Genomic DNA, 24910 nt, shown 5'->3' with positions numbered 1-24910 from the left:
GCGCGGGCGGGATGCGCGCCAACGGATGTGGCTGGCGCAGTCGCCGCAGCAGAGAAGCCTGGCACCTTCACGAGGTGCTCGATCATCGACCGCGCATTCGGTTTCACGCGGTCGGGAGTTCGGGGGCGTCCGTACGACGCACGAGGCGATCGGCGCCTCGAGTACCTCCATCATAGCGTGCGAGGATTCCGGAGTGCGAGACCGGACCCTGCTGCTGACCATCGCGACCGTCGCGGCGGCGGTGATCGGGCTGAGTGGCTGCGCCGCCGGGGCCCCGTCGTCGTCTTCTTCTTCGTCCTCGTCGTCGGACGCCGCGTACGCGAACCTGCCGACGTCCGGCATCCCGGACTACCAGCTCGGCGGCGGCTACACCCCGCCGTCCGGCGTGACGATCGTCGAGCGGGACAGCACCGACCGTCCGGCCGCCGGGAAGTACGGCATCTGCTACGTCAACGGGTTCCAGACGCAGCCCGAGGACGCCGACGCGTGGCTCGACGACCACCCCTCCGCGGTGTTGCGGGACAGCGACGGCGATCCGGTCTCGGACCCGGGGTGGCCGGACGAGATGCTCCTCGACACCCGGACGGCGGCGACGCGTGCCGAGGTCGTCGGGGTGCTCACGAAGTCGATCGCACGGTGCGCGGACCGGGGGTTCGACGCGGTGGAGTTCGACAACCTCGACTCGTGGACCCGCTCCCACGGGGTGCTCACGCGTGCGGGCAACCTCGCACTCGCGGCGTCGCTCGTGCGGGTCGGGCACGAGCACGGGCTCGCCGTCGGGCAGAAGAACACCCCGCAGCTCGGGGCGTCAGGCCGGAAGACCACGGGGTTCGACTTCGTCGTCGCCGAGGAGTGCGTGCACTACCAGGAGTGCGCGGCGTACACGAAGGCGTACGGCGAGCACGTCATCGACGTCGAGTACTCGGACAACACCGACCGGTCGTGGTCGTCCGTGTGCGCCGACGACGACCGTCCGGCGATGACGATCCTGCGCGATCGCGACCTCGTGACGCCGTCGCACGACGACTACGTGTTCGAGCACTGCTGAGCGTGCGGCGCCGCCGGCGGACGCCGCCCGGCGGGCGCCGCCCGGCGGACGACGCGGTCGGTGCGAGGATGCGTCCTCGGTGCGTCCCGCGGGACTCCGCACGACGTCCGGAACCTCGCACCAGGAGCGGCGCCAGCGCCCCGGCAGCGCCCCGGCAGCGCCCCGGCGGCGCCGCGGCGTCGCGCCCGCGTCAGGCGGGCCAGGCGTCCCGGAGCGCCGCGGCGGCCTGGTCGGCCGACAGTCCCGCTGCGCGGGCAGCCGCCGCCAGGGCACGAGCCGCGTCGGCCACCGGCTCGGGGACCTCGGCTGGACGGATCACCCGCGTGCCGGCACCCCGCGCCGTGTGCACGAGCCCGGACTCCTCGAGCAGCTGGTAGGCCTTCGCGACCGTCCCCGCGGCCAGCCCGAGTTCGTCGGCGAGCCCACGGACACTCGGCAGCCGCTCCCCGTCCACGAGGTACCCGGCCGTGATCTGCGCGGCGATCTGCGACCGCACCTGCTCGAACGGCGGGATCCGTCCTCCGGTGTCGATCGCCACGAGGCTCGTCGATGTCATGCGTTCCGCCCTAGAAGTCGTACTGCTCGCCGACGGGGATCGGCACGGCGACGGTGTTGCCGGGGGGCGCGAGCGGGCACGCCCACGCCGGGTCGTACGCGCACGAGGGGTTGTAGGCGAAGTTGAAGTCGAGGACGATCTCGCCGTCGTCCCCACCGAGGTCGGCGCCCTTGATCGTGTCGACCAGGTAGCGTCCACCGCCGTAGGTACCGCGGGCCTTGCCGGCGCTGGCGTCCTTCACCGGGATGAAGACACCGCCGGCGTAGCCGCCGTGCGACCACACGTCGAGCGATCCGACACCGGGCAGGGTGACGACCCCGAGCCGGTCGAAGTGCACGATGCCGTCGGTGCCGGTCTCGACGTCCATCGCGACCGCCTCGGCCGGCTCGATGTGTGCCAGGAACCGCCAGGCCGGGTCGTAGTCCGGCACGGGGAGCGATTCGAAGTCGCGTGCGTCCTCGTCGAGGAGCGGACTCGCCGGGTGCTCACCGAACATCGCGTCGCGGGTCTCCCGCCACATCACGTGTGCGGTCTCGGGATCGTTGGTGGCCCGCACACGGCGGTACAGGTCGAACGTCATCCGACGCCAGTCCACGGTGGCCAGCGTGCTGTGCACACGGTCATCGGTCGTCGGCTCCTGGGGGCGCGTCTGGCTCACGTGGTCGAGGCTACGCCCGCTGCGCGTCGGACGGGAGGCCCGGATCGCCTTCGTCGCGTTGGTCGCCGGCGTGCCGTGGTCGCGCCCACGGCGTCGATCGCCGAGGAACGGCTCGTCCGGCCCGGCAGACCCCGGCGTCGGCGTGGTCGGGCAGGCGCGTCAGGCGGCGGCGCGGCGGTGCCGCCGCCACTGCGGCGCGAGCGCGCGCATCCGCAGCGCGCGCCACTGCCAGATGACCCACATCCCGGGCCACAGCAGGGCGCCGAGCACCGCGGGGCGCATCCGGTAGTCGAGCCGGTCGACGAGCAGGGTCGTGCCGTCCGGCAGTTCCGTCGCGGCCATCCGGTGCCGCATCGTCATGCGCCCGAAGAGGCCGGAGACCCCGCCACCGTTGTCGCGCTGCACCGGGATGCCCTGCACCTCGTAGAGGTCGAGGTCCACGTGCGTGTCGCCGCTCGGGACCACCCCGAACGCGCTCGCCGTGATCGGGTGCGGTTCACCGGGGACCCATCGCACCGGGAACCCCTGCGGGTCCCGGGACCGGTACACGAGGAACGGCTTCGTCACTGCGACCATCACGGCCGGCGACAGCAGGGCGTCGCGCACGGCGTCGACCGGCGCGTCGAGGACGATACGGAGACCGACGTGCATGTCCCGGACAGTACGCGGCGACCCGGAAGGCGGGCTGCCAGCACTCTTGGATATGTGAAATGTCAACATGTGAGCATGTTCAGCTCCCCACGCATCGCACCCCGCCGCGCCACCGCATCGCTCCTCGTCGTCCCCGCGGCGCTCCTCGTCCTCGCCGGCTGCGCCACCGCCCCGGCTTCCGACACCGACTCCGGCGCTCGCGCCGACCGTGCGCACGGCGATGACCCCGGGTCGTCGTGGGCGTACTCGGGCGCCGAGGGCCCCGAGCACTGGGGTGGGCTGTCGGACGCGTTCGGCACCTGCTCGTCCGGCTCGGAACAGTCCCCGGTGGACCTCCCGGCCGCGCGGCACGGATCCGCGCTCGACCTCACCGCGGGCGGACCCGTGACGGGGCAGACCGCCGACAACGGGCACACCGTCCAGTTCACCGCCGAGGACGGCGCCGAGACCCGCATCGGCGGCGACGCCCTGCAGCTCGTGCAGATGCACTTCCACGCCGGTTCGGAGCACACCGTCGACGGCGAGGCCGCCGCTGCGGAGTTCCACTTCGTCCACGCCGACGCGGAGGGCGGGCTCACCGTCGTCGGGGTCCTCGCCGACCGAGGCGGGCACAACACCGCGTACGACAGCTACATCGCCGGTGCCACCGCCACCGCCGACGCGGCGCGCAAGAGCACCGTCGACGTCGGGGCGATGCTGCCCGAGAGCCGTTCGTACTCGACGTACGCGGGCTCCCTCACGACGCCGCCGTGCAGCGAGGGCGTGCGCTGGATCGTGCTCGAGGACCGGGTCGAGCTGGGCAGCGACCAGCTCGCGGACCTCGAGGCCGCCCACGACCACAACGCCCGTCCGGTCCAGCCGCTCGGTGAGCGCACGGTGACGAACGACCTGCGCTGACCCCCGGCCGCCCGCCCGCCCGGTGCGCTAGGTGTACTGCCCAGGGACGTTGGTCAATCGTGTGATGGGTGACCGGTTCCCGATGGCGGTGTGGGGCCGGTGGTGATTGTAGTGATGCAGCCATCCCGGGAGCGCGTTCCTGCGTGCAGCTTCGGTCGGGTAGTGGCGTGAGAATGCCCATCCGTCGGCGAGTGTGCGGTGGAATCGCTCGATCTTGCCGTTCGTTTGTGGCCGGTATGGGCGGGTCTTTTTCGGAGTGATCCCGAGCTCGGTGCAAGCATCACGCCAGGCGTGGGATTTGTAAGCCGACCCGTTGTCGGAGAGAACGCGTTCGACTCGGACGCCGCGAGCTGCGAACCACGACACCGCGCGGCGGAGCACCCCGATCGCGGTGACCGCTTTCTCGTCTTCGTGGATCTCGGCGTAGGCGACGCGGGAGTGGTCGTCGATGACGGTGTGCACGAACGCAGTTCCGACGAGGACTCCGCGGTACTTGCTGCGGCCTGTCCCTGGAGTCGCTGCTCGGTTCTTCCCGCCCTGGGCTCGGCCGACGAAGCGCCATCCGCCGCCGTCAGGGATGTTGCCGAGCTTCTTCACGTCGACGTGGATCATCGAGCCGGGATACTCGTGCTCGTATCGGCGCACCTGCTCCCCGGTCCGGACGTCGATGTGGTGCAGCCGGTTGACCCGGCACCGTGTCAGCACGGCATGCACCGTGGACGCCGGCATGCCCAGGCGTCCGCCGATAGCGACAGGCCCCAGCCGTTTGCGCCAGCGGAGTCCGACGATCTGTTTCACGAGCGCTTGTTGGGTGCGGTTCGGCGATCGGTGTGGTCGAGAGGACCGGTCCTGCATGCCGGCCTCGCCCATTGCCGCGTACCGATCGGCCCACCGCTTCGCCGTCGGCCAGGACACGTGGAAGAACACGGCTGCGTGTCGGATGGGCCAGCCATCCTCGACGATGAGGCGCGCGAGCCGGAGACGCGCGCGCGGTGTCAGCGCAGCGTTAGCGTGGGACATGAGGACCTCCTGCGGAGAGTGCGTGAACTAAGCAGCTCCACTCCACCGCAGGAGGTCCTTCTCACGCTGCTATGACAACCGCGAGTCCCCGCAGATCAACCAACGTCCCTGGGCAGTACAGCTAGGCGTGCCGGGCGGAGCGGCGCCGCGCGCCGTCGGCCCGGTCGTGCCGGCGGAGACGCTCGGTCAGCGACAACCGGACGGCGGGCCACTCCGACGCGATGACGGAGAACACCACGGTGTCCCGCAGCGTGCCGTCGCGACCGATCGCGTGGTTCCGGAGGACGCCGTCCTGCTTCGCCCCGAGTGCCGCGATCGCCGTCCGTGACTGCAGGTTGTGCCAGTGCGTCCGGAACTCGACCGCGATGCACTGCCACACGTCGAACGCGTGCGAGAGCATGAGCAGCTTCGACTCGGTGTTGATGCCCGAGCGCTGCGCCGACCGTGCGAGGAACGTGCTGCCGATCTCGACCCGGCGGTTCGCGGTGTCGAGGTTCATGAACGTCGTCGCCCCCACCACGCGGCCGGTCGGCCGATCGCGCACCGCGAAGGGCACCATCCGGCCCGCGGCGTGCTCGGCCAGGCGTCGCTCGATGTCGCCGTCGATCTGCGCCGGGGAGGGGATCGAGGTGTACCAGGTGCGCCACAGGTCGCCGTCCGCGACCGCCGCCCGGAGGTCGTCCGCGTGCTCCGACCCGAGGGGCTCGAGTGTCACGCGGTCGCCGGTCAGGGTGGGTGCGGGGGCGATCTCCATGGCACCCGATCCTACGGTCGCGACCCGACACGGAGCGCCGACGGCCGTCCACCTGTGGAAAAGATCAGGGTCCTCCCGGCGGCTATCGTGGCCGGGTGGCAGCACGCACGCAGGAGAAGTACCAGGTCCGGTTCGCATGGGGGGCCGGCGGTGCCGCACGCATCGCCCACGACACCCACCTGCTGGTCTGGGTCGACGTGCTCCCGGCGCCCGCGACGCACGGCGACCGCGAGCGGCAGCGAGCACTGCACTCCCTGGCCGCGCAGCTGCCGGAGGGTCCGGAGGTCGTCCTCGGCACCCTCGCCAACGCGACGGCGATCGCCGGACGCGTGACGCGCCTCCAGGCCGAACGCGGTGACCGATGCGTCGTCGCGATCGTCGCTGCCGGACGCCACCACGCACCCGGTGACGACGCGGCGGAGGCGGCGGGCGAAGCGACCGACGTGCCCGACGCACCGGACTTCGCCGTCGAGGACCTGCTCGCCGCCGGATCCGTCGTCGACGCGCTCGCCGAGGTCGGCATCGACCACACCTCACCGGAGGCGGCAGCGGCCTGCGCGGCCTACACCGGACTCCGTCGCGCGGTGAAGCACCTCGTCAGCGCCTCCGAGTCAGCGACCGCCCTCGAGCCCTCCGACGTGCACGCGGCGCTCGCCGCGCAGGACGGCCTCGTCACCCTGCGGGAATCGACCTCGCGCGCGTAGCGTTCCGGACGACATCCGAAGAGCAAGCGAAGGAGCAGCCATGAAGGCAGTCGTCGGAGAAACCGTGATCGCAGAGGCCCCGCAGGAGGACCTCATCCAGATCGAGGGCAACTGGTACTTCCCGCCGTCGAGCGTGAAGTCCGAGCTGTTCACCGAGAGCCCCACCCAGTACCACTGCCCGTGGAAGGGCGACACGCAGTACTTCACCGTGAACGTCGACGGACAGGCGCTGCAGGACAACGCCTGGTCGTACCCGACGCCGATCCCGTCGTCGTTCGACCGCGTCGGCAAGGACTACAGCGGCTACGTGGCGTTCTGGAAGGGCGTGCGCGTCGTCGACTGACGCGTGCGTCGACCCGCGTCAGGCGCCCAGTGTCAGCACGATGAGCGCGACGTTGAGCGCGACGATGACCAACGCGATGACCCCCGCCACGACGCGGGTGGTCATCGCGTTGACGTCGTCCCCCATCACGCTGCGCCGTGACGTGTAGACGACCAGCGGCACGATCGCGAAGGCGATCCCGAAGCTCAGGACCACCTGGCTCACCACGAGCAGCATCGTCGCGTCGGCGTTCACCGCGAGCAGGACGATCGCCGGCACGAGCGTGGCCAGCCGCCGCACGACGAGCGGGATCCGCACGTGCAGCAGCCCCTTCATGATCTCCGCGCCGGCCATGCAGCCAACCGAGGTCGAGGCCAGGCCGGACGCGAGCAGCCCGACCGCGAACAGCACCCCGACGACCGGTCCGACGTGGTCCGCGATCGCACGTTGCGCGCCCGGGATGGAGTCGGTGCCGGGCACCCCGGGGAGCGTCGCCGCGGCGAGCACGAGCATGCAGATGTTGACGCCGCCGGCCACGATGAGCGCCAGCGCGACGTCCCACCTCGTGGCGACGAGCACCCGGCGGCGCTCCGGTCCGGCCGGGACGTCCCCGTGCCGGTCTCGGGCCAGGGCGGAGTGCAGGTACACCGCGTGCGGCATGACCGTCGCGCCGAGCATCGAGGCCGCGAGCATCACCGACTCCGCACCCGCGAAACGGGGCGCCAGCCCGGCGACGAGCTCACCGGGAGCGACCTGCGCGAACAGCAGCCCCGCGCAGAACCCGACGGTGAGGACGGCCAGCATCGCGGTGACGACGGCCTCGAACGCGCGGGTCCCGCGACGGCTGTGCAGGCTGAGGATGATCATCGAGACGACCCCGGTGATGAGCCCGCCCGCGACCAGCGGCAGTCCGAACAGCAGGTAGAGCGCGAGCGCCCCGCCGATCACCTCGGCGATGTCCGTCGCTGCCGCCACGATCTCCGCCTGTGCCCAGAACAGCAGCCGGGGCGTGCGCTTCATCCGCAGGCCGAGGTGCTCCGGCAGGGACTTGCCGGTGACGACGCCGAGCTTCGCGGAGAGGTACTGCACGACGACGGCGCTGGCGTTCGCGGCGACGAGCACCCAGAGGAGCAGGTAGCCGTACTTCGCACCGGCCGTGAGGTTCGCGGCGACGTTCCCCGGGTCGACGTAGGCGATGGCGGCGACGAACGCCGGGCCGAGCAGGGTGAGGCCGGCACCACGCCGGCGCGGGCTGCGCTCGGGGGTGCGCGGCGGCGCTGCGGTGTCGGTCATGCCTTCCAGCATGCCAGAGAATTCGGCATGCCGAATCCTTGTTTTCGGGATCGCGTACTGCGCTGTCAGGCCGTTGCGCGGCGTGCGCGGTGCGCCCGCACCTTCGCCCGGTTCCCGCAGCGTTGCATCGAGCACCACCGTCGGGTCCCGCCGCGCGAGGAGTCGTAGAACACCAGTCCACAGTCCTCGGCTGAGCAGCGACTCAGCCGCGTCGGCTGCCCGTCCGCCGCGACGTCGTCGAAGCCGACCTCGGTGAAGAGGGACACCGCGTCGCGAGCGACGCTCGAGAGCGCCTGCGCGAGCCGCACACGGTTCGCTCCGGCACGGCGTCGGCCGCCCGGGAGGCTCGGGGGCACGTCCGGCAGGGCGGCGAACAGGTTGACGGTGTCGATGTCGTCGGGCGCGGGGCGCGTACGGCCGGTCCCGGCACGGAGGCCCGCCGCCACCGCGGTGCGTTCCGCCGCCGTCGACGCCGGTGCGGGGGCAGCGGCGACCGCGAGACGGGCGATCGCGGCGCGGAGTGCGCGGGCGTCCTGCAGCTCACGCGCCGTCGCACCGACGTCGATCGGCTCGGTGTGGTCGGTCAGCCACTCGTCCAGGTCGGCCGGGGTCATCAGGAGCTCGCCCAGCTGCGCCCGGGGACGACGTCCGTCCGGGTCGTCGGCGAACCCGCCGGTGTGCGCGAAGTCGAGGGCGATCCGTCCGGCGTCGAAGAACCAGGTGGAACCGGCGTCCGTGCGGATGTGCTGCCCCGTGTGCATCCGCCCAGGCTAACGGGTTACCGGCGCGCCTCCGAGCGCTCCGGTCGTCATGCGGTAGCCCGGCGGTCCTCCGCGGGTCGTCGGTTCCAGGTGATGACGTTCCGGGCGTCGAACCGTCGCGAGCACCGCGCGCAGGCCAGGGGTCGGGTCGGGGTGCGGTAGCGGAAGTGCTCGTGGCCAGCCGGGCAGGAACCGATCCACGGTGCGAGTTCGCTCGCCACCGGACCGTCGTACAGCCGTGAGCCCGTGTAGCCGAGGCCCTCCGCCGTCCGCCGCCACGTCGGTCCGTGTGCCGCTCGGGCCCCGGCCAGCGCGTGCGCGATCTCGTGCAGGAGCACCTGGTCGACGTCGTCCTCGGAGAACCGGACGGCCAGGTGCCGGCTCACTGTGATGCGCTTCCGGGCGAAGTCGCACTGCCCGGCACGGGTCTTGGCGTGGTCGAACCCGAACGACCATCCGCTCACGCCGAGGTGCACCGTCATGAGGTGTTCGGCTCGGGCGCGGACCGCCTCGAGGGTGGTCACCGGAGGTCGTCGTCCGGTTCGTCCCGGCCGGCCTGGCCCTTCTGCGCGGCGCGTGTGGCGATGCGGCCCCAGAGGTCGTCCGCCTCGGTGCGTGCGGCGTCGGGCGCACCGAGCACCCGGCGGCGGATCGGCGGCACCTGCTTCACGGGCTCGGCGACCCGGGTCGTCGGTTCGTCCTCCTCGGCGCGGCGGGCAGCGATGTCGCGTGCCGTGCGGGGACGGTCCTCGGCCGGCTTCGGCTGCGCCACCGATGCACGGAGGGCGGCTTCGACGGCGGTGCGGAGCGCCTCGGTGCGCTCGGACGGTGCGCCGGCCTTCCGGAAGGCCTGGTAGGCGCGGGACAGGGCCGAGCGGGCCTCCTCGAAGCGGGAGAGCTCGAACAGCGACCACCCCTCGAGCTCGGCTGCGGCGCCCTCGAGCTCCGGCCACTCCTCGGTGCGTGCGGTGTCCCGTGCGAGGCCGGACTCGGTCGCGGCACGCTCGTACCGGCCCAGGTCGTGCAGCACGTGCGCGCGGCGGATCCGGGCGGCGACCTTGTCCGAGCGCTCGCCCGTGAACATGGTGAGGCGGAAGACCTCTTCCGCGATGACGAGCGACTCGTCGAGCCGTCCGAGCAGGCGGAGGAGCTCGGCCCGTTCGGCGAGGGCCTCGGTGCTGCGGCTCTGCCCGAGGTCGCGGAGGCGCTGCTGGATCGCGTCGGCGTCCACGGCGGGCCGGAGGCTGATCGGGGCGAACGTGCTGCCCGGGCTGACGCCGGCGGTCACGGGCGCGGCATGACGGGGCTCCCGAGCGCGGTCGTCACGGTCGGGCTGCTGGCGGTCATCGGGCGGGAGGGACATCGGTTCGAGGGTAGCCGCGCTGCCCCGGGAGCGGGCGGTGCCACGCGCACGGGGGTCACCCGCCGCGCCGAGAACGCGGACGCCGCACCGAGCACGCGAACGCCCGCCGAGCACGCGAACGGCCCGCCGTGCTGGTGCACGACGGGCCGCTCATGGTGCCGGACGGTCAGGAACCGGCGCCGGCCGCCGCCGCGGCAGCGACACCGATGTACGTGCCGAAGGTGGCGATCGTCGCGACCACCGCCAGGACGATCGCGAAGACCCCCCAGCCGCGACCGCGCTTGGTGACGACGGCGATGATGCCCTGGACGAGCGCCCACAGGCCGAGGATCGCGGCGATCCCGGCCACCACGGCGCCGCCGGCCAGCTGGGACACGACCGCGGGGTCGTTCATGAGGTCGCGCGTCGCGTCCTCCTGGTTGAAGGAGGTCGTCCCGCCGTTCTGCACGATGCTGCCGAGGGCGTCGCTGTTGGCGAGCGCCGAGCCCATGATGTACCCGCCGATGACGCCGAGCACGAGTGCCAGGAGCCCGAGGATGAACGCCACCACACCGACGGTCTTCTTCTTGCGCTTCGGCTCCTCGTAGCCCTGCCACGACGGAGCGCCCGCGCTCGCGGGTGCCGACGATGCGGCGTACGGCTGCTGCTGCCCGTACTGGCCCTGCTGCTGGCTGTCCTGCGCCTGCCCGTACTGCTGCTGCCCGTACTGCGGCGTCTCGTGCTCGGGGGCGCGCTCGCCGTAGCGAGGAGCCTCGGCCCGCTCGCCGTACCGCGGCTCGTCGGCCGCGGCGGAGGGCTGCTGCGGGGCGTCGCCCCAGCGCGGCACCTGGCCGTCGCCCGTCCGGTCCTCGTTGCTCCGGTCGTCGTTCGTCATCGGGGATTCCCATCGCTCGGTCGCGCGGCTGCACGGTCGTTCAGACCATCCTGGCAGTCGCGCCCCCGCGCCGCCCGAATGCGCGGTCGCGGCACAGGCGGTGGCGTCCGCTGCGCACGAACACACGCCCGCGCCCACGCGCAGCGCGTCAGCCGCCGAACACGCTCCGGTTCGGCTCCGGCGACGCCACCGCGGTCTGGTCCGTGACGATCGGCGCCCCGGCGATGAACGCCTTGAGCTCCGCCCCGTGCACGACCTTCGCCGGCATCGGGTCGGACGAGTACCGACGCGGCATGTCCGCCACCGGCAGGTCCGTGAGCGACCCGAGCAGCACGATGTTCCCGAAGCGCCGACCCTTGAGCATCCCGGTGTCCGCGACGGCCGCCACCGAGGGCAGCACCGCCTGCAGCGTCGACGCCTGCCCACGGGCGAACGCGAGCCCCGCCCCGTCGGCGACGTTCACCGCGACGATCCCGGTCGGCGACAGGAACGCCGCGACCTCGCGGTAGAACTCGATGCTCGTCACGTGCGCGGGGATCTGCGAGCCGCCGAACACGTCCACGACGGCGAGGTCCACGGTGCCGCGCAGTCCGGCGGGCAGCTTCGTCAGGACCTCGCGGGCGTCGCCGTACCGCACCCGGATCGAGGCCCCGCGCGGGAACGGCAGCGCGTCCCGCACCTGGTCGACGAGGTCGCGCTCGAGCTCGATCACCTGCTGCCGGGAGCCCGGCCGGGTCACCGCGACGTACCGCGGGAGCGTCAGGGCACCCGCGCCGAGGTGCAGCGCGGTGATCGGCCCGTCGGGGAGCAGGTCGATCGCGTGCCCGATCCGCCGGATGTACTCGAACGCCAGGTGCGTCGGGTCCTCGAGGTCGACGTGGGACTGCGGGGTGCCGTCCACCACGAGCGTGAACGACCCGGGACGGTGCCGGTCCGGCTCGACGACCGCGTAGCCCGCACCGATCCGGAACCCGTCGAACGCATCAGCCATGACGTCAATCGAACACCACCCCGCAGGCCGGAGCGAACGAGCGATCACCACCCGCGTCCCCACCCCTGGTTGGTGTGCCCGTCGACGCCCGCGAACGAGGCTGGTGTCACCGGTCGGGAACACCCGCCGAACCGCTCCGAAAGGCACACACCATGTCCGTCCAGCTCGCCGCGAACATCCTCATCGGGGTCGCCCTCGTCGCCTTCCTCGCGTACCGCCAGGCGACCTGGCAGTACCTCGACCCGGCGCGGATCTGGCGCGGCCCGCTCGTCATGGCCGTCATCGGCGTCGTGGTCCTCGCCCAGACGACGGCCACGATCACCACCGCCGACGTCGTCTTCCTCGGCATCGAGGCCCTCATCACGATCGGCGTCGGCCTGACGATGGGCAGCATCACCCGCTTCCGCACGGTCGGCACCCCGGACGACAAGGGCCGCACGATCCAGTCCCGCACCGGGTGGCTCGGCGCCGGCCTCTGGCTCGTCCTCATCGTCGTCCGCGTCGGCCTCGACGTCGTCGGCGGCCACTTCGGCGCCCACCTGCTCACCTCGACCGGCACGATCCTGCTCGTCCTCGCGCTGAACCGTGCGGCCCGTGCCGTGGTCCTCGACCAGCGGATCCCCCGCGGCGACCGTCAGGCGCGCGGCATGATGGTCCGGTGACCCTGCTGACCGGCCAGGACCCGACCGACCTCCCCGGGGGTCGGTCCCGTTCCGGTGCCGCGTGGGGGCTCAACGCCCTCGGCATCGCGATCGTCGCGTTCTGGTTCGTGAAGAACGGCCTGGAGATCCAGCCCCCGGCGTGGGTGTGGGTGGTCGGCGCGGTGGCGCTCGCCGCGTGGGCGCTCCGCGAGTTCGGTCGGACGTCGCGGACCCTGGTCGTCGCCGGGGTCGTCATGATCGCCGCCGGTGCCGTGACGACGGTGCCGACCGACTCGCTGATGATCATCCCGGTGATCGTCGGCATCGTGCTCCTCGGCGCGAACCTCCGGCTGCCGATCTGGACGTCGTCGGTCGCCGGGCTGGCGGCGATCGTGGTGATCGCGGTGTCCGCGTCCGTCGAGCACGCGTCCGTCCAGTTCGTCCTCGGCACGAGCGGAGGGGTGCTGCTCGGGGTCCTCATCGGCTTCAGCCGACGGCAGTTCCGGGTCGCCGCTGAACACGCCCGAGAGGCCGAGCGGGAGCAGCAGCGCGCTGAGCTCCTGGCGGACCGGTCCCGTGCTGCGCGGGACATCCACGACGTGCTCGCGCACTCGCTCGGTGGCCTGGTGCTCCAGCTCGACGCGGTCGAGGCCCTCCTCGAGGCCGGTCGGGTCGAGGACGCGACGAAGCGTGCCCGTGACGCCCGCGCCCTCGCAGCGGACGGGCTCGCCGAGGCCCGGCGTGCGGTGCACGCCCTCCGCGACGACGCGGACACCCTTGCGCCCGAGTCGGCCACAGCGGCCCCGCCGACCGGACCGGCCACGTCGACCGACGCGACCGATCCCGGGGAGGCGATCCGTTCCTCCAGGCCCGCTGCGGACCACGGGACGGGCCTGACGGCCCTCGTCGACGCGCACCGTTCCTTCGGTGGCTCGGTCGTGACGCAGGGGGACACGACGTTGTCCGTCCTCGACGCGGCCCACCGTGCCGCCGTGGTCCAGGTCGTCCGGGAGGCGCTGAGCAACGCCCGCAAGCACGCTCCCGGCCGCCCCGTGTCCCTGTCCGTCATCCGGGACGGCGACGCCGTGGACGTCGTCGTGGCGAACCCGCTGTCCGGCGGCGGGCACGGCCTGATCGGGATGCGCGAGCGGTTCGCGGAGCTCGGGAGCGGCGCCACGGTCGAGGCGGAGCGGTCCGACGGCGAGTTCGTCGTGGCGATGCACCTGCCGACCGATGCCCGGGTCGAGGGGGAGCGCTCGTGAGCATCCGGGTGCTCGTCGTCGACGACCAGGCCATCGTGCGCGACGGCCTCGTGACGGTGCTCTCCCTCGTCCCCGACCTGCAGGTGGTCGGCGAGGCGTCGGACGGCGCCGAGGCGATCGCGGCCGTCGGACGGGACGCACCGGACGTCGTCCTGATGGACCTGCGGATGCCGGGCGTCGACGGACCGACCGCGACCGCGGCCATCGCCGCAACCCACCCCGAGGTCGCCGTGCTCGTCCTGACGACCTTCGCCGACGACGAGTCGATCGTCACGGCGCTCCGCGCCGGAGCACGCGGGTACCTCACGAAGGACGCCGGACGAGCGGAGATCGCGACCGCGATCCGTGCCGTCGCCTCCGGACAGTCGACGTTCGACGCGACGGTCGGCGCACGCCTGGTGGCGCAGTTCGCCGGCGGCGGGACGGCCACCCCGGCCACCCCGGCCGCTGCGGTCCCCGGTCCCGAGCCGGTGGCCGGGCTGCGCGTGCGGTTCCCGGACCTCACCCCGCGTGAGGCGGACGTCCTCGAGCGGATCGCCGAGGGCCGGTCGAACCCGGAGATCGCCGCCGAGCTGTTCCTGACGGTGCCGACCGTGAAGTCCTACGTGAACCAGGTGTTCACGAAGCTCGGTGTCCGGACCCGTGCGGAGGCCGTGGCTCGCGTCCTCCGCTGACCACGCGTGTCCGCTGTGCGCCGTGCGCCTGCGCCGTGCGCTGTGCGCTGTGCGCTGTGCGCTGTTCACCGTGCACAGCGCGCTCACTGACTCCAGATGAATGCGTACACATGAACGGCCAGCGGACGTCAAGGGTCGGTGTCTATCGTGCTCACGTCGTCACCTCGGTGCGTCGATCCGCGCAGTGCCCCACACCTCGCGCTTCCGCATCCGTCCTGACCGCGGCGTGACCGCCCGGCAACCCCCACTGCCGTGTCCGTGTGCGCGCCGTCGGCGTGCGCCGGGCCTCCCCGCTCTCCTGCGCGCCGCCTGTGGCCGAACCCTGCGCTCGGCCATTGAACACATCGTATGCGTCATGTAAAATACGACGTCGTACCGGACCACGAATCCGCAGGAGCCCCACGCCATGACCGACACCATGAGTGTCCCCACGCACCGCCTCGCCCCGTCGACCCGAGGGGCCGCGACCCGGGGGGTCGCTCGCGCCGTTCGTCGTGCGCCGCACACCGACCTCGAGTCCGCACCCGTGTGGATGCGCGCGATCGGCGCGGTCCTGCTGCTCGGCGGACTCGGCCTCACCGCGGCGGTCCTCGGCTGGCCCGGGGACGCTCCGGAGACCGCGCTCATCGTGCCGGCGCTCGTCGCGATCGCGATCGGGGTGCTGCTCCTCGTCGCGCGGTCCGGGTTCACCGTGACGGACACGGACGTCGTCCTGCACTTCCGCCCCCTGCCCGCGCGTCGGATCGCCCGACGCCGGATCGCCGACGTCCGCCTCGTCGAAGCGGACGCGTCGACCTACGGCGGGATCGGGCTGCGACTGCGCCGGGGCGTCCGCGCACTCATCCTCACGCCGGGGCTCGGGATCGAGTTCACGGACGACCGCGGGCGCGTGACGTTCGTGCGGACGCGGCAGCCCGAGGAGGCGTTCCGGGCGCTCGGCTCGGTGCGCTGACGGAGCGGCAGCGGCGGGAATACCGGGTCGGTCCACCGGCTTATACACGTCACTGCCGAATTCGGTCAAGCCAGGACTGGACAGTGCGGTCCGGCGCGACCTATGATGGCAGTTCGCGCTCCCTGGCATCAGTGTCGTCATATTGCGGTCGACGCAACGTTCTCAAGAACGTGCCCTGGTGATGCCGGTCCCGTATATGTCGGCGGGTCCCGCTCACCCAGATCATCGCACATGTCCATGCCACACCGGCCTGCCACATGGTGCGTGTCTTCAAGGGGTGCGCCGAGCGATCAATCCACTCACCTACGTGCTGCTCGTCAGTACCGGCCCGACGGGGCCTACCGGAGGTCAAACCCTTGGCTGCTGCGCCCAACGCATCCACCAACCCCAAGAACGGTCGCAACCACTCGCGACTCTCGTTCGCCAAGATCACGGACACCCTCACGGTTCCTGATCTGCTCGCACTCCAGACGGAGAGCTTCGACTGGCTCGTCGGCAACGACGCCTGGAAGGCCCGCCTCGCCGAAGGGCAGGAGCAGGGTCGTACCGACCTCGCACTGCACTCCGGGCTCGAGGAGATCTTCGAGGAGATCTCCCCGATCGAGGACCTCGGCGAGACCATGCAGCTCGGCTTCACGTCGCCGGAGCTCGAGGACCCGAAGTACTCGATCGACGAGTGCAAGGAGCGTGGCAAGACCTACGCTGCCCCGCTCTACGTCAACGCCGAGTTCATGAACCACATGACCGGTGAGATCAAGACGCAGACCGTGTTCATGGGCGACTTCCCGCTCATGACCGAGCGCGGCACGTTCATCATCAACGGCACCGAGCGTGTCGTCGTCTCGCAGCTCGTCCGTTCCCCGGGCGTGTACTTCGAGCGCCAGCAGGAGAAGACGTCCGACAAGGACATCTACTCCGCTCGCGTGATCCCGTCGCGCGGTGCGTGGCTCGAGTTCGAGATCGACAAGCGCGACCAGGTGGGCGTGCGCATCGACCGCAAGCGCAAGCAGTCGGTCACGGTCTTCCTCAAGGCGCTCGGCATGACGAGCGAAGAGATCATGGAGGAGTTCCAGGGCTTCGCCTCGATCGAGTCGACCCTCGAGAAGGACGCCATCCTCACCAAGGAAGAGGCGCTCAAGGACATCTACCGCAAGCTGCGTCCGGGCGAGCAGGTCGCTGCCGAGGCCGCGCGTGCGCTGCTCGACAACTTCTACTTCAACTCGAAGCGCTACGACCTCGCGAAGGTCGGCCGCTACAAGGTCAACCGCAAGCTCGGCATCGACGCGCCGCTCAGCGACTCGGTCCTGACCGTGCAGGACATCGTCCGCACGATCAAGTACCTGGTCTCGCTGCACGCCGAGAAGACCACGCTGAACGGTGTCCGTGACGGCGAGCCGGTGCAGCTGCGCCTCGACGTGGACGACATCGACCACTTCGGCAACCGTCGCATCCGCGCCGTCGGCGAGCTCATCCAGAACCAGGTCCGCACGGGTCTGTCCCGCATGGAGCGCGTCGTCCGCGAGCGCATGACCACGCAGGACATCGAGGCGATCACCCCGCAGACGCTCATCAACGTGCGTCCGGTCGTCGCCGCGATCAAGGAGTTCTTCGGAACGTCCCAGCTGTCGCAGTTCATGGACCAGAACAACCCACTCGCGGGCCTGACGCACAAGCGGCGTCTCTCGGCCCTCGGCCCGGGTGGTCTGTCCCGTGAGCGTGCCGGCGTCGAGGTCCGCGACGTCCACCCGTCGCACTACGGCCGCATGTGCCCGATCGAGACCCCGGAAGGCCCGAACATCGGCCTGATCGGTTCGCTCGCGTCGTTCGGTCGGATCAACTCCTTCGGCTTCATCGAGACGCCCTACCGTCGCGTCGTGAAGGGCGAGGTCACGAAGACCATCGACTACCTCACGGCTTCGGAAGAGGACGAGTTCGTCGTCGCCCAGGCCAACGCGCCGCTCACCGCCGACTTCCACTTCCAGGACGACAAGGTCCTCGTGCGGAAGAAGGGCGGAGAGGTCGAGCTCGTCGGCAAGGACGAGGTCGACTACATGGACGTCTCGCCGCGCCAGATGGTGTCGGTCGCGACCTCGCTCATCCCGTTCCTCGAGCACGACGACGCGAACCGCGCCCTCATGGGTGCGAACATGCAGCGTCAGGCTGTCCCGCTGCTCCGTTCCGAGTCGCCGCTCGTCGGCACCGGCATGGAGGGCTACACCGCCATCGACGCCGGCGACGTCGTCACCGCCGACAAGGCCGGTGTCGTCTCCGAGGTCTCGGCCGACGCCGTGACCCTGCAGCTCGACGAGGGTGGCACGCAGACCTTCTACCTGCGCAAGTTCGACCGCTCCAACCAGGGCACGAGCTACAACCACCGCGTGGTCGTCTCGGCCGGCGAGCGTGTGGAGCAGGGCGAAGTCATCGCCGACGGCCCCGCGACGGAGAACGGCGAGCTCGCGCTCGGCAAGAACCTCCTCGTCGCGTTCATGCCGTGGGAGGGCTACAACTACGAGGACGCGATGATCCTGTCGCAGAACCTCGTGAAGGACGACACGCTCTCCTCGATCCACATCGAGGAGTACGAGGTCGACGCCCGCGACACCAAGCTCGGCAAGGAAGAGATCACCCGCGACCTCCCGAACGTCAGCCCGGACCTCCTGGCCGACCTCGACGAGCGCGGCATCATCCGGATCGGTGCCGAGGTCCGCCCCGGCGACATCCTGGTCGGCAAGGTCACGCCGAAGGGCGAGACCGAGCTCTCCGCTGAAGAGCGCCTCCTCCGCGCCATCTTCAACGAGAAGTCGCGCGAAGTGCGCGACACCTCGCTGAAGGTGCCCCACGGTGAAGAGGGCACGATCATCGGCGTCAAGGTGTTCGACTCGCAGGACGGCGACGACGAGCTCGGCTCGGGCGTCAACCAGCGCGTGGTCGTCTACATCGCCCAGAAGCGCAAGATCACCGCGGGTGACAAGCTCGCCGGTCGTCACGGCAACAAGGGCGTCATCTCGACCATCCTCCCGGTCGAGGACATGCCGTTCCTGGCGGACGGCACCCCGGTCGACATCGTGCTCAACCCGCTCGGCGTTCCCGGCCGCATGAACTTCGGCCAGGTCCTCGAGATCCACCTCGGGTGGCTCGCGAAGCAGGGCTGGAACGTGGACGGCATCCAGGAGTGGGCTTCGGCTCTCCCCGAGGCCGCCCACAGCGCCGAGCCCGGCACGAAGGTCGCGACCCCGGTGTTCGACGGTGCGTACGAGCGTGAGATCGAGGGCCTCCTCGACTCCACCCTCCCGAACCGCGACGGCGAGCGTCTGATCGGTTCGTCCGGCAAGGCGCAGCTCTTCGACGGCCGCTCCGGCGAGCCGTTCCCGGAGCCCGTGTCGGTCGGCTACATGTACATCCTGAAGCTGCACCACCTGGTCGACGACAAGATCCACGCCCGTTCGACCGGTCCGTACTCGATGATCACGCAGCAGCCGCTGGGTGGTAAGGCGCAGTTCGGTGGCCAGCGCTTCGGTGAGATGGAGGTGTGGGCGCTCGAGGCATACGGTGCCGCGTACGCCCTCCAGGAGCTCCTGACGATCAAGTCCGACGACATCCTCGGCCGCGTGAAGGTCTACGAGGCGATCGTCAAGGGCGAGAACATCCAGGAGCCCGGCATCCCGGAATCGTTCAAGGTCCTCATGAAGGAGATGCAGTCGCTCTGCCTGAACGTCGAGGTCCTCTCGGCCGACGGCCAGGCGGTCAGCCTCCGCGACACGGACGACGAGGTCTTCCGTGCCGCTGAAGAGCTCGGCATCAACATCTCCTCGCGGTTCGAGTCGTCGTCCGTAGACGACATCTGATCCCGCCCGTACTCGTAACGAATCCAGCTAGAGAGAAGAACATTGCTCGAAGCAACTTCATTTGACGCACTGCGGATCGGCCTCGCCACGGCCGAGGACATCCGCCAGTGGTCGTACGGCGAGGTCAAGAAGCCGGAGACCATCAACTACCGCACCCTCAAGCCCGAGAAGGACGGTCTGTTCGGCGAGCAGATCTTCGGTCCTTCCCGCGACTGGGAGTGCGCCTGCGGCAAGTACAAGCGTGTCCGGTTCAAGGGCATCGTCTGCGAGCGCTGCGGCGTCGAGGTCACCAAGTCCTCGGTCCGTCGTGAGCGCATGGGCCACATCGAGCTCGCCGCACCCGTCACGCACATCTGGTACTTCAAGGGCGTCCCCTCGCGCCTCGGGTACCTCCTCGACATGGCGCCGAAGGACCTCGAGAAGGTCATCTACTTCGCGGCGTACATGATCATCGACATCGATGAAGAGGGCCGCCACGCGGACATGCCGGGTCTCGAGAACGAGATGCGCCTCGAGATCAAGACCCTCGAGGGTCAGCGCGACTCGATCATCGCCGACCGCCTCAAGAAGCTCGAGGACGACCTCGCAGCGCTCGAAGAGGAAGGTGCGAAGGCCGACGTCAAGCGGCGCACCAAGGACACCGCCGAGAAGGAGATGTCCCAGGTCCGCAAGTCGTTCGACGAGGACATCACCCGTCTCGAGCGTGTGTGGGAGGACTTCCGCAACCTCAAGGTGGGCGACCTCAAGCCCGAGGACGCCGTCTTCCACGAGCTCCAGGACCGCTTCGGGATCTACTTCGACGCCTACATGGGCGCCGAGGCGATCAAGCTGCGGCTCGAGGCGTTCGACCTGGCTGCCGAGGCCGAGGCACTGCGTCTGCAGATCGCCGAGGGCAAGGGCCAGAAGAAGATCCGCGCGATCAAGCGTCTGCGCGTCGTCAGCTCCTTCCTCGCCACCGGCAACTCGCCGGCAGCGATGGTGCTCGGCGTCGTGCCGGTCATCCCGCCGGAGCTGCGCCCGATGGTGCAGCTCGACGGTGGCCGTTTCGCCACCTCGGACCTCAACGACCTCTACCGTCGTGTGATCAACCGCAACAACCGTCTCCGCCGCCTGCTCGACCTCGGTGCCCCCGAGATCATCGTGAACAACGAGAAGCGCATGCTGCAGGAAGCGGTCGACGCGCTGTTCGACAACGGTCGTCGTGGACGTCCGGTCACGGGTACCGGCAACCGCGCCCTGAAGTCCCTGAGCGACATGCTCAAGGGCAAGCAGGGTCGTTTCCGCCAGAACCTGCTCGGCAAGCGCGTCGACTACTCGGGCCGTTCTGTCATCATCGTCGGCCCGCAGCTGAAGCTGCACCAGTGTGGTCTGCCCAAGCAGATGGCGCTGGAGCTCTTCAAGCCGTTCGTGATCAAGCGCCTCATCGACCTGTCGCACGCGCAGAACATCAAGTCGGCGAAGCGCATGGTCGAGCGTTCGCGTCCGCAGGTGTGGGACGTGCTCGAGGAGATCATCCGCGAGCGCCCCGTGCTGCTGAACCGTGCGCCGACGCTGCACCGTCTGGGCATCCAGGCGTTCGAACCGCAGCTCGTCGAGGGCAAGGCCATCCAGCTCCACCCGCTCGTGTGTGCTGCGTTCAACGCGGACTTCGACGGTGACCAGATGGCTGTGCACCTGCCGCTGTCGGTCGAGGCCCAGGCCGAGGCACGCATCCTGATGCTCGCCTCGAACAACATCCTGAAGCCGTCGGACGGCCGTCCGGTGACCCTGCCCGCACAGGACATGATCATCGGTCTGCACCACCTGACGACCGTCCGCGAGGGCGCCGTGGGTGAGGGCCGTGCGTTCTCGTCGGTCGCCGAGGCGATCCTGGCGAACGACCAGCACACGCTGCACCTCAACGCGATGGCGAAGATCCGCATGACGGGTGTCCACTTCGCCGAGGGTGAAGCACCCGAGGGCTACGAGCAGGGCGACACCGTGCTGCTCGAGACGACCCTGGGCCGTGCGCTCTTCAACGAGACCCTCCCGGCGAACTACCCGTTCGTCCAGAAGGTCACGGACAAGGGCGTGCTCTCCGCGATCGTCAACGACCTCGCCGAGCGCTACTCCAAGACCGAGACGGCCGCCGCGCTGGACCGGATCAAGGACGCCGGCTTCTACTGGGGCACGCGCTCCGGTGTGACCGTCGCGCTCTCGGACGTCGTGACGCCTCCTCGCAAGAAGGAGATCATCGCGGGCTACGAGATCCAGGCAGCCAAGGTGCAGGGCGAGTTCGACAAGGGTCTGATCACCGACGCGGAACGTCGCGCCGACCTGATCAAGATCTGGACCGAGGCGACCAACGAGATCGCGCAGGAGATGCGGGACAACTTCCCGATCGACAACACGATCAACCGCATGGTGTCGTCGGGTGCTCGTGGTAACTGGCTGCAGGTGCGCAACATCGCCGGTATGCGTGGTCTGGTGAACAACCCGAAGGGTGAGATCATCGCCCGCCCGATCATCAACTCGTACCGCGAGGGCCTGACCGTGGCGGAGTACTTCATCGCCACGCACGGTGCTCGTAAGGGCCTGGCCGACACGGCGCTCCGTACGGCTGACTCCGGTTACCTGACGCGTCGACTCGTCGACGTCTCGCAGGACGTCATCATCCGTGAGGACGACTGCGGCACGAGCCGGGGCCTCGAGCTCCCGATCGCGACCGTGGGTGCCGACGGCAAGCTGGTCCGCGACCCGCGTGTCGAGAACACCGTGTACTCCCGCACCCTGGCCACCGAGGCCGTGGACGCGAAGGGCACGGTCGTCGCCGAGGCTCGTGAGGACGTCGGTGACGTGCTCATCGACAAGCTGCTCGCTGCCGGTGTCGAGAGCATCAAGGTGCGCTCGGTCCTGACCTGCGAGTCGGCCGTCGGTGTCTGCGCGAACTGCTACGGCCGTTCGCTCGCCACGGGCAACCTCGTCGACATCGGCGAGGCGGTCGGCATCATCGCCGCCCAGTCCATCGGTGAGCCCGGTACCCAGCTGACGATGCGTACCTTCCACACGGGTGGTTCGGCCTCTGCGGACGACATCACCCAGGGTCTGCCGCGTGTCACCGAGCTGTTCGAGGCGCGTACCCCGAAGGGCGCGTCCCCGATCGCCGAGGCCCCCGGCCGCGCCACGATCGAGGACACCGACAAGGGTCGTCGCATCATCCTCACGCCGGACAACGGCGACGAGCCGTTCATCTACCCGGTGCTCAAGCGTGCGACCCTCCTCATCGAGGACGGGCAGCACGTCGAACTCGGCGAGCAGTTCATCGCCGGCACCGTCGACCCGAAGGAAGTCCTCCGGGTCAAGGGTGTCCGTGAGGTCCAGAAGCACCTCGTCAACGGTGTGCAGGACGTGTACGGCTCGCAGGGCGTGCCGATCCACGACAAGCACATCGAGGTCATCGTGCGTCAGATGCTCCGCAAGGTCACCGTCGTCGACCACGGCGACACCGACCTCCTCCCGGGTGAGCTCGTCGACCGTTCGCGGTACAACATGCTCAACCGTGCGGCGCTGCAGGAGGGTCGCAAGACCGCTTCCGCTCGCCAGGAGGTCATGGGCATCACCAAGGCGTCCCTCGCGACCGAGTCGTGGCTGTCCGCCGCGTCCTTCCAGGAGACCACCCGCGTCCTGACGCAGGCGGCCATGGAGGGCAAGCAGGACCACCTCGTCGGCCTCAAGGAGAACGTCATCATCGGAAAGCTCATCCCCGCGGGGACGGGCCTCAGCCGGTACCGCGACGTGGACGTGAACGCGACGGAAGAAGCGAAGGCCGAGCGGTACCCCAACCGCATCTTCGCGGACGACTCGTCGTTCTCGGACGCCGACCTGAGCTTCGTCGACTTCGACAGCTTCTCGTCGGATGACTTCACGCCGGGTACGTACAACTAGCAAGCAGCGTCGACGCCATCTGCGTTGACGGCAACGGCCCCCGCATCCTCGGATGCGGGGGCCGTTCTGCGTTCCGTCCCGGGACAGGATGACGGCGCTGTCCCGGGACGGGACCGGATGACGGCCTGGAGGCGCGGTGCGGGCCCGCCACGCGCCTCCAGGCCGTCGTCCTGGGCGTCTAGATCGCGCGACCCGCGTCGCTGTCGCGGCCGCCGGACCCACGGCCGGTCTCGTCGACCAGCGAAAACAGGCTGAGGACGTTGCCGTCGGGGTCACGGACGTCGAACCAGTCGACGGCTCCGTCGACGCACTCGACGGGGCCGATGTCGATGCCGAGTGCGCCGATGCGGGCGTGCTGGGCGGCGGCGTCGTCGACGCCGAAGCGGACGCTGACCGGGTTCTCCTCGGCGCTCTCGTCCTCGTAGAGCTGGACCCAGATGCCGCCGACCTCGTACTCGGCGATGCCCTCGTCCGGTTCGAGGTCGGGCTCGGCGCGTTCGAAGACGGCGCCGTACCAGAGGCAGGACGCCTCGATGTCGGTGACGGGCAGCCCCACGGTCACGCTCGTGATCTCCATGACTCATCATGTCCCGGGTGGTGCCTGCGCGTCGAGGGGTTCGTCGCCGCAGCCGCGTGATGCGGCGAGTCCCTGCGGTGCAACCGGTCTGGCAGGCTGGTGGGATGGCGACGCTGCGCGAACGGATCACGGCCCCGACCCACCTCGAGCCCCCGGTACCGGTCGGTGGACTCACGTTCCGGCCCGGTTCGCGGCAGGACCTCGCGGCCGTGCACGCCGTGGCGGTCGCGGCGGCCGCCGTGGACGATCCGCACGCCCATCCCTCCACAGCGGACTTCGAGCGGACCCTGTCCACCGAAGGGCTCGACGTCCCGCGGGACACCCTCGTGGGCGTCGATGCTGATGGGCATGTGCAGGCCTACGGCATCGTCATCGACGTCCCCTCCCGGGTCACCGCTGCCCGGGTGGTCCTCGACGGAGCGGTGCACCCCGATCTGCGCGGACACGGCATCGGGCGGCGGGTGTTCGCCTGGCAGGTCGAGCGTGCCCGCCAGCGGCTGGCGGCGCTCGACCTCGACGTCCCGGCGACCATCGAGGTCGGGGCGCCGCAGGGTGCGGCGACGCTCGGGCTCGCGGCACACTTCGGCTTCGAGCCGACCCGGAACTGGGTCGACATGCAGGTCGTGCTCGACGGACGCGCGGAGCCCGACGTGCCGGCGCTGCCCGAGGGCTCCGTCGTGCGTGCGGCCACCGTCGACGACATCGAACCGCTCCGGCTCGCGAAGAACGACGCCTTCCGGGACCACTGGGGGTCGCAGCCGATGGTCGAGTCGGACTGGCGCGGGTTCCTCACGGCGGGCAAGAGCCGGCTCGACCTCTCGCGGGTGGTGCTCGACGCCGACGGTGGGATCGCCGCGTTCGGCATCGTCGAGGTGGACCCGGACGGGTTCGCTGCCCGCGGTCGGTCGTACGGGTACGTGCACTGGGTCGGCGTGGTGCGCGCCGCCCGTGGCCGTGGTCTCGCGCCGATCGTCACGGACGCGGTGCTGCAGGCGATCCAGGCCGACGGGCTGTCCGCCGCGGTGCTGCACGTCGACGCCGAGAACCCGAGCGGAGCGGGACGGATCTACGAGCGCCTCGGCTTCGTCGCGGGCGAGGTCCACGTCACGGCGTCGACACCCCTCTGACGAGGGACCGGCCGGC

23 protein-coding genes are annotated in these 24910 nt (G+C 70.4%); 11 read left to right on the top strand and 12 right to left on the bottom strand.

All coding sequences use genetic code 11. The features are described from left to right. The first annotated feature begins 193 nt into the window (after positions 1-193). Positions 194-1048 carry an endo alpha-1,4 polygalactosaminidase gene (locus DEJ28_RS17125; RefSeq protein ID WP_111114398.1) on the top strand — a complete coding sequence of 285 codons (855 nt, stop codon included), beginning with the start codon at positions 194-196 and terminating at the stop codon, positions 1046-1048. 190 nt (positions 1049-1238) lie between these two features. Here DEJ28_RS17125 and DEJ28_RS17120 read toward each other — a convergent pair whose 3' ends face one another. The 3 genes from DEJ28_RS17120 to DEJ28_RS17110 all read right to left on the bottom strand — a co-directional run bounded on the left by DEJ28_RS17120 (position 1239) and on the right by DEJ28_RS17110 (position 2913). Beyond that, positions 1239-1604 (bottom strand): GntR family transcriptional regulator, encoded by a 366-nt coding sequence (locus tag DEJ28_RS17120; protein ID WP_111114397.1) that lies wholly within the window; start codon positions 1602-1604, stop codon positions 1239-1241. A 10-nt stretch (positions 1605-1614) separates the two neighbouring features. Further along, positions 1615-2184: a DUF1684 domain-containing protein gene (locus tag DEJ28_RS17115; protein ID WP_111114588.1), complete on the bottom strand. Its 570-nt coding sequence runs from the start codon at positions 2182-2184 to the stop codon at positions 1615-1617. A gap of 237 nt (positions 2185-2421) precedes the next feature. Further along, positions 2422-2913, bottom strand: a complete 492-nt coding sequence (locus tag DEJ28_RS17110) for a hypothetical protein (protein ID WP_111114396.1) — start codon at positions 2911-2913, stop codon at positions 2422-2424. A gap of 75 nt (positions 2914-2988) precedes the next feature. Between DEJ28_RS17110 and DEJ28_RS17105 the strand changes: the two genes are divergently transcribed. Continuing rightward, complete coding sequence (locus tag DEJ28_RS17105) at positions 2989-3810, top strand: carbonic anhydrase (RefSeq protein ID WP_111114395.1); 822 nt, start codon at positions 2989-2991, stop codon at positions 3808-3810. Positions 3811-3837: 27 nt separating this feature from the next. Here DEJ28_RS17105 and DEJ28_RS17100 read toward each other — a convergent pair whose 3' ends face one another. Beyond that, positions 3838-4830 carry an IS481 family transposase gene (locus tag DEJ28_RS17100; protein WP_284180745.1) on the bottom strand — a complete coding sequence of 331 codons (993 nt, stop codon included), beginning with the start codon at positions 4828-4830 and terminating at the stop codon, positions 3838-3840. A gap of 121 nt (positions 4831-4951) precedes the next feature. After that, positions 4952-5584 (bottom strand): GNAT family N-acetyltransferase, encoded by a 633-nt coding sequence (locus DEJ28_RS17095; RefSeq protein WP_111116979.1) that lies wholly within the window; start codon positions 5582-5584, stop codon positions 4952-4954. Positions 5585-5679: 95 nt separating this feature from the next. Between DEJ28_RS17095 and DEJ28_RS17090 the strand changes: the two genes are divergently transcribed. Then, positions 5680-6288, top strand: a complete 609-nt coding sequence (locus DEJ28_RS17090) for a 2-phosphosulfolactate phosphatase (RefSeq protein ID WP_181433830.1) — start codon at positions 5680-5682, stop codon at positions 6286-6288. 40 nt (positions 6289-6328) lie between these two features. After that, complete coding sequence (locus DEJ28_RS17085; protein WP_111116978.1) at positions 6329-6631, top strand: DUF427 domain-containing protein; 303 nt, start codon at positions 6329-6331, stop codon at positions 6629-6631. 18 nt (positions 6632-6649) lie between these two features. Here DEJ28_RS17085 and DEJ28_RS17080 read toward each other — a convergent pair whose 3' ends face one another. The 6 genes from DEJ28_RS17080 to DEJ28_RS17055 all read right to left on the bottom strand — a co-directional run bounded on the left by DEJ28_RS17080 (position 6650) and on the right by DEJ28_RS17055 (position 11892). Then, the gene (locus tag DEJ28_RS17080) at positions 6650-7903 is read right to left on the bottom strand and encodes an Nramp family divalent metal transporter (RefSeq protein ID WP_111116986.1); all 1254 of its coding nucleotides are present in this window, start codon (positions 7901-7903) and stop codon (positions 6650-6652) included. Between the two features lie 65 nt (positions 7904-7968). Continuing rightward, a complete protein-coding gene (locus tag DEJ28_RS17075; protein ID WP_111116977.1) occupies positions 7969-8664 on the bottom strand; it encodes a CGNR zinc finger domain-containing protein in 696 nt (231 codons plus the stop codon). Between the two features lie 47 nt (positions 8665-8711). Beyond that, entirely contained in the window at positions 8712-9188 is a 477-nt protein-coding gene (locus tag DEJ28_RS17070) for a SprT-like domain-containing protein (RefSeq protein WP_111116976.1), read from the bottom strand. Further along, positions 9185-10027: a hypothetical protein gene (locus DEJ28_RS17065; RefSeq protein ID WP_146248912.1), complete on the bottom strand. Its 843-nt coding sequence runs from the start codon at positions 10025-10027 to the stop codon at positions 9185-9187. The genes DEJ28_RS17070 and DEJ28_RS17065 overlap by 4 nt, the downstream gene beginning before the upstream one ends. Before the next feature lie 166 nt (positions 10028-10193). Then, on the bottom strand, positions 10194-10901 hold the full coding sequence (locus DEJ28_RS17060; protein WP_111116974.1) for a DUF4064 domain-containing protein: 708 nt from the start codon (positions 10899-10901) through the stop codon (positions 10194-10196). A 148-nt stretch (positions 10902-11049) separates the two neighbouring features. After that, positions 11050-11892 carry a spermidine synthase gene (locus tag DEJ28_RS17055; RefSeq protein ID WP_111116973.1) on the bottom strand — a complete coding sequence of 281 codons (843 nt, stop codon included), beginning with the start codon at positions 11890-11892 and terminating at the stop codon, positions 11050-11052. 152 nt (positions 11893-12044) lie between these two features. Between DEJ28_RS17055 and DEJ28_RS17050 the strand changes: the two genes are divergently transcribed. The 6 genes from DEJ28_RS17050 to rpoC all read left to right on the top strand — a co-directional run bounded on the left by DEJ28_RS17050 (position 12045) and on the right by rpoC (position 23190). Beyond that, the gene (locus DEJ28_RS17050) at positions 12045-12554 is read left to right on the top strand and encodes a hypothetical protein (protein WP_111116972.1); all 510 of its coding nucleotides are present in this window, start codon (positions 12045-12047) and stop codon (positions 12552-12554) included. After that, the gene (locus DEJ28_RS17045; protein WP_111116971.1) at positions 12551-13795 is read left to right on the top strand and encodes a sensor histidine kinase; all 1245 of its coding nucleotides are present in this window, start codon (positions 12551-12553) and stop codon (positions 13793-13795) included. Before DEJ28_RS17050 ends, DEJ28_RS17045 begins: the two co-directional genes overlap by 4 nt. Beyond that, positions 13792-14469 (top strand): response regulator transcription factor, encoded by a 678-nt coding sequence (locus tag DEJ28_RS17040; protein WP_111116970.1) that lies wholly within the window; start codon positions 13792-13794, stop codon positions 14467-14469. Before DEJ28_RS17045 ends, DEJ28_RS17040 begins: the two co-directional genes overlap by 4 nt. 406 nt (positions 14470-14875) lie before the next feature. Next, positions 14876-15421, top strand: coding sequence for a hypothetical protein (locus tag DEJ28_RS17035; protein ID WP_111116969.1), 546 nt, complete (start codon positions 14876-14878; stop codon positions 15419-15421). A gap of 356 nt (positions 15422-15777) precedes the next feature. Next, positions 15778-19266, top strand: coding sequence for a DNA-directed RNA polymerase subunit beta (gene rpoB, locus DEJ28_RS17030; RefSeq protein ID WP_111116968.1), 3489 nt, complete (start codon positions 15778-15780; stop codon positions 19264-19266). A 42-nt stretch (positions 19267-19308) separates the two neighbouring features. Beyond that, positions 19309-23190: a DNA-directed RNA polymerase subunit beta' gene (rpoC, locus tag DEJ28_RS17025; protein ID WP_111116967.1), complete on the top strand. Its 3882-nt coding sequence runs from the start codon at positions 19309-19311 to the stop codon at positions 23188-23190. Positions 23191-23368: 178 nt separating this feature from the next. Here the strand turns inward: rpoC and DEJ28_RS17020 are convergent, their stop codons facing one another. Next, entirely contained in the window at positions 23369-23767 is a 399-nt protein-coding gene (locus DEJ28_RS17020) for a VOC family protein (protein WP_181433829.1), read from the bottom strand. Positions 23768-23871: 104 nt separating this feature from the next. Here DEJ28_RS17020 and DEJ28_RS17015 point away from each other — a divergent pair, with 104 nt between their 5' ends. Further along, positions 23872-24894 (top strand): GNAT family N-acetyltransferase, encoded by a 1023-nt coding sequence (locus DEJ28_RS17015; protein WP_181433828.1) that lies wholly within the window; start codon positions 23872-23874, stop codon positions 24892-24894. The last annotated feature ends 16 nt before the right edge of the window (positions 24895-24910 follow it).

Source organism: Curtobacterium sp. MCPF17_002 (assembly GCF_003234115.2).
Classification (GTDB): domain Bacteria; phylum Actinomycetota; class Actinomycetes; order Actinomycetales; family Microbacteriaceae; genus Curtobacterium.
The sequence above is the reverse complement of the archived record's forward strand: the minus strand, read 5'-3'. Positions and strand labels throughout refer to the sequence as shown.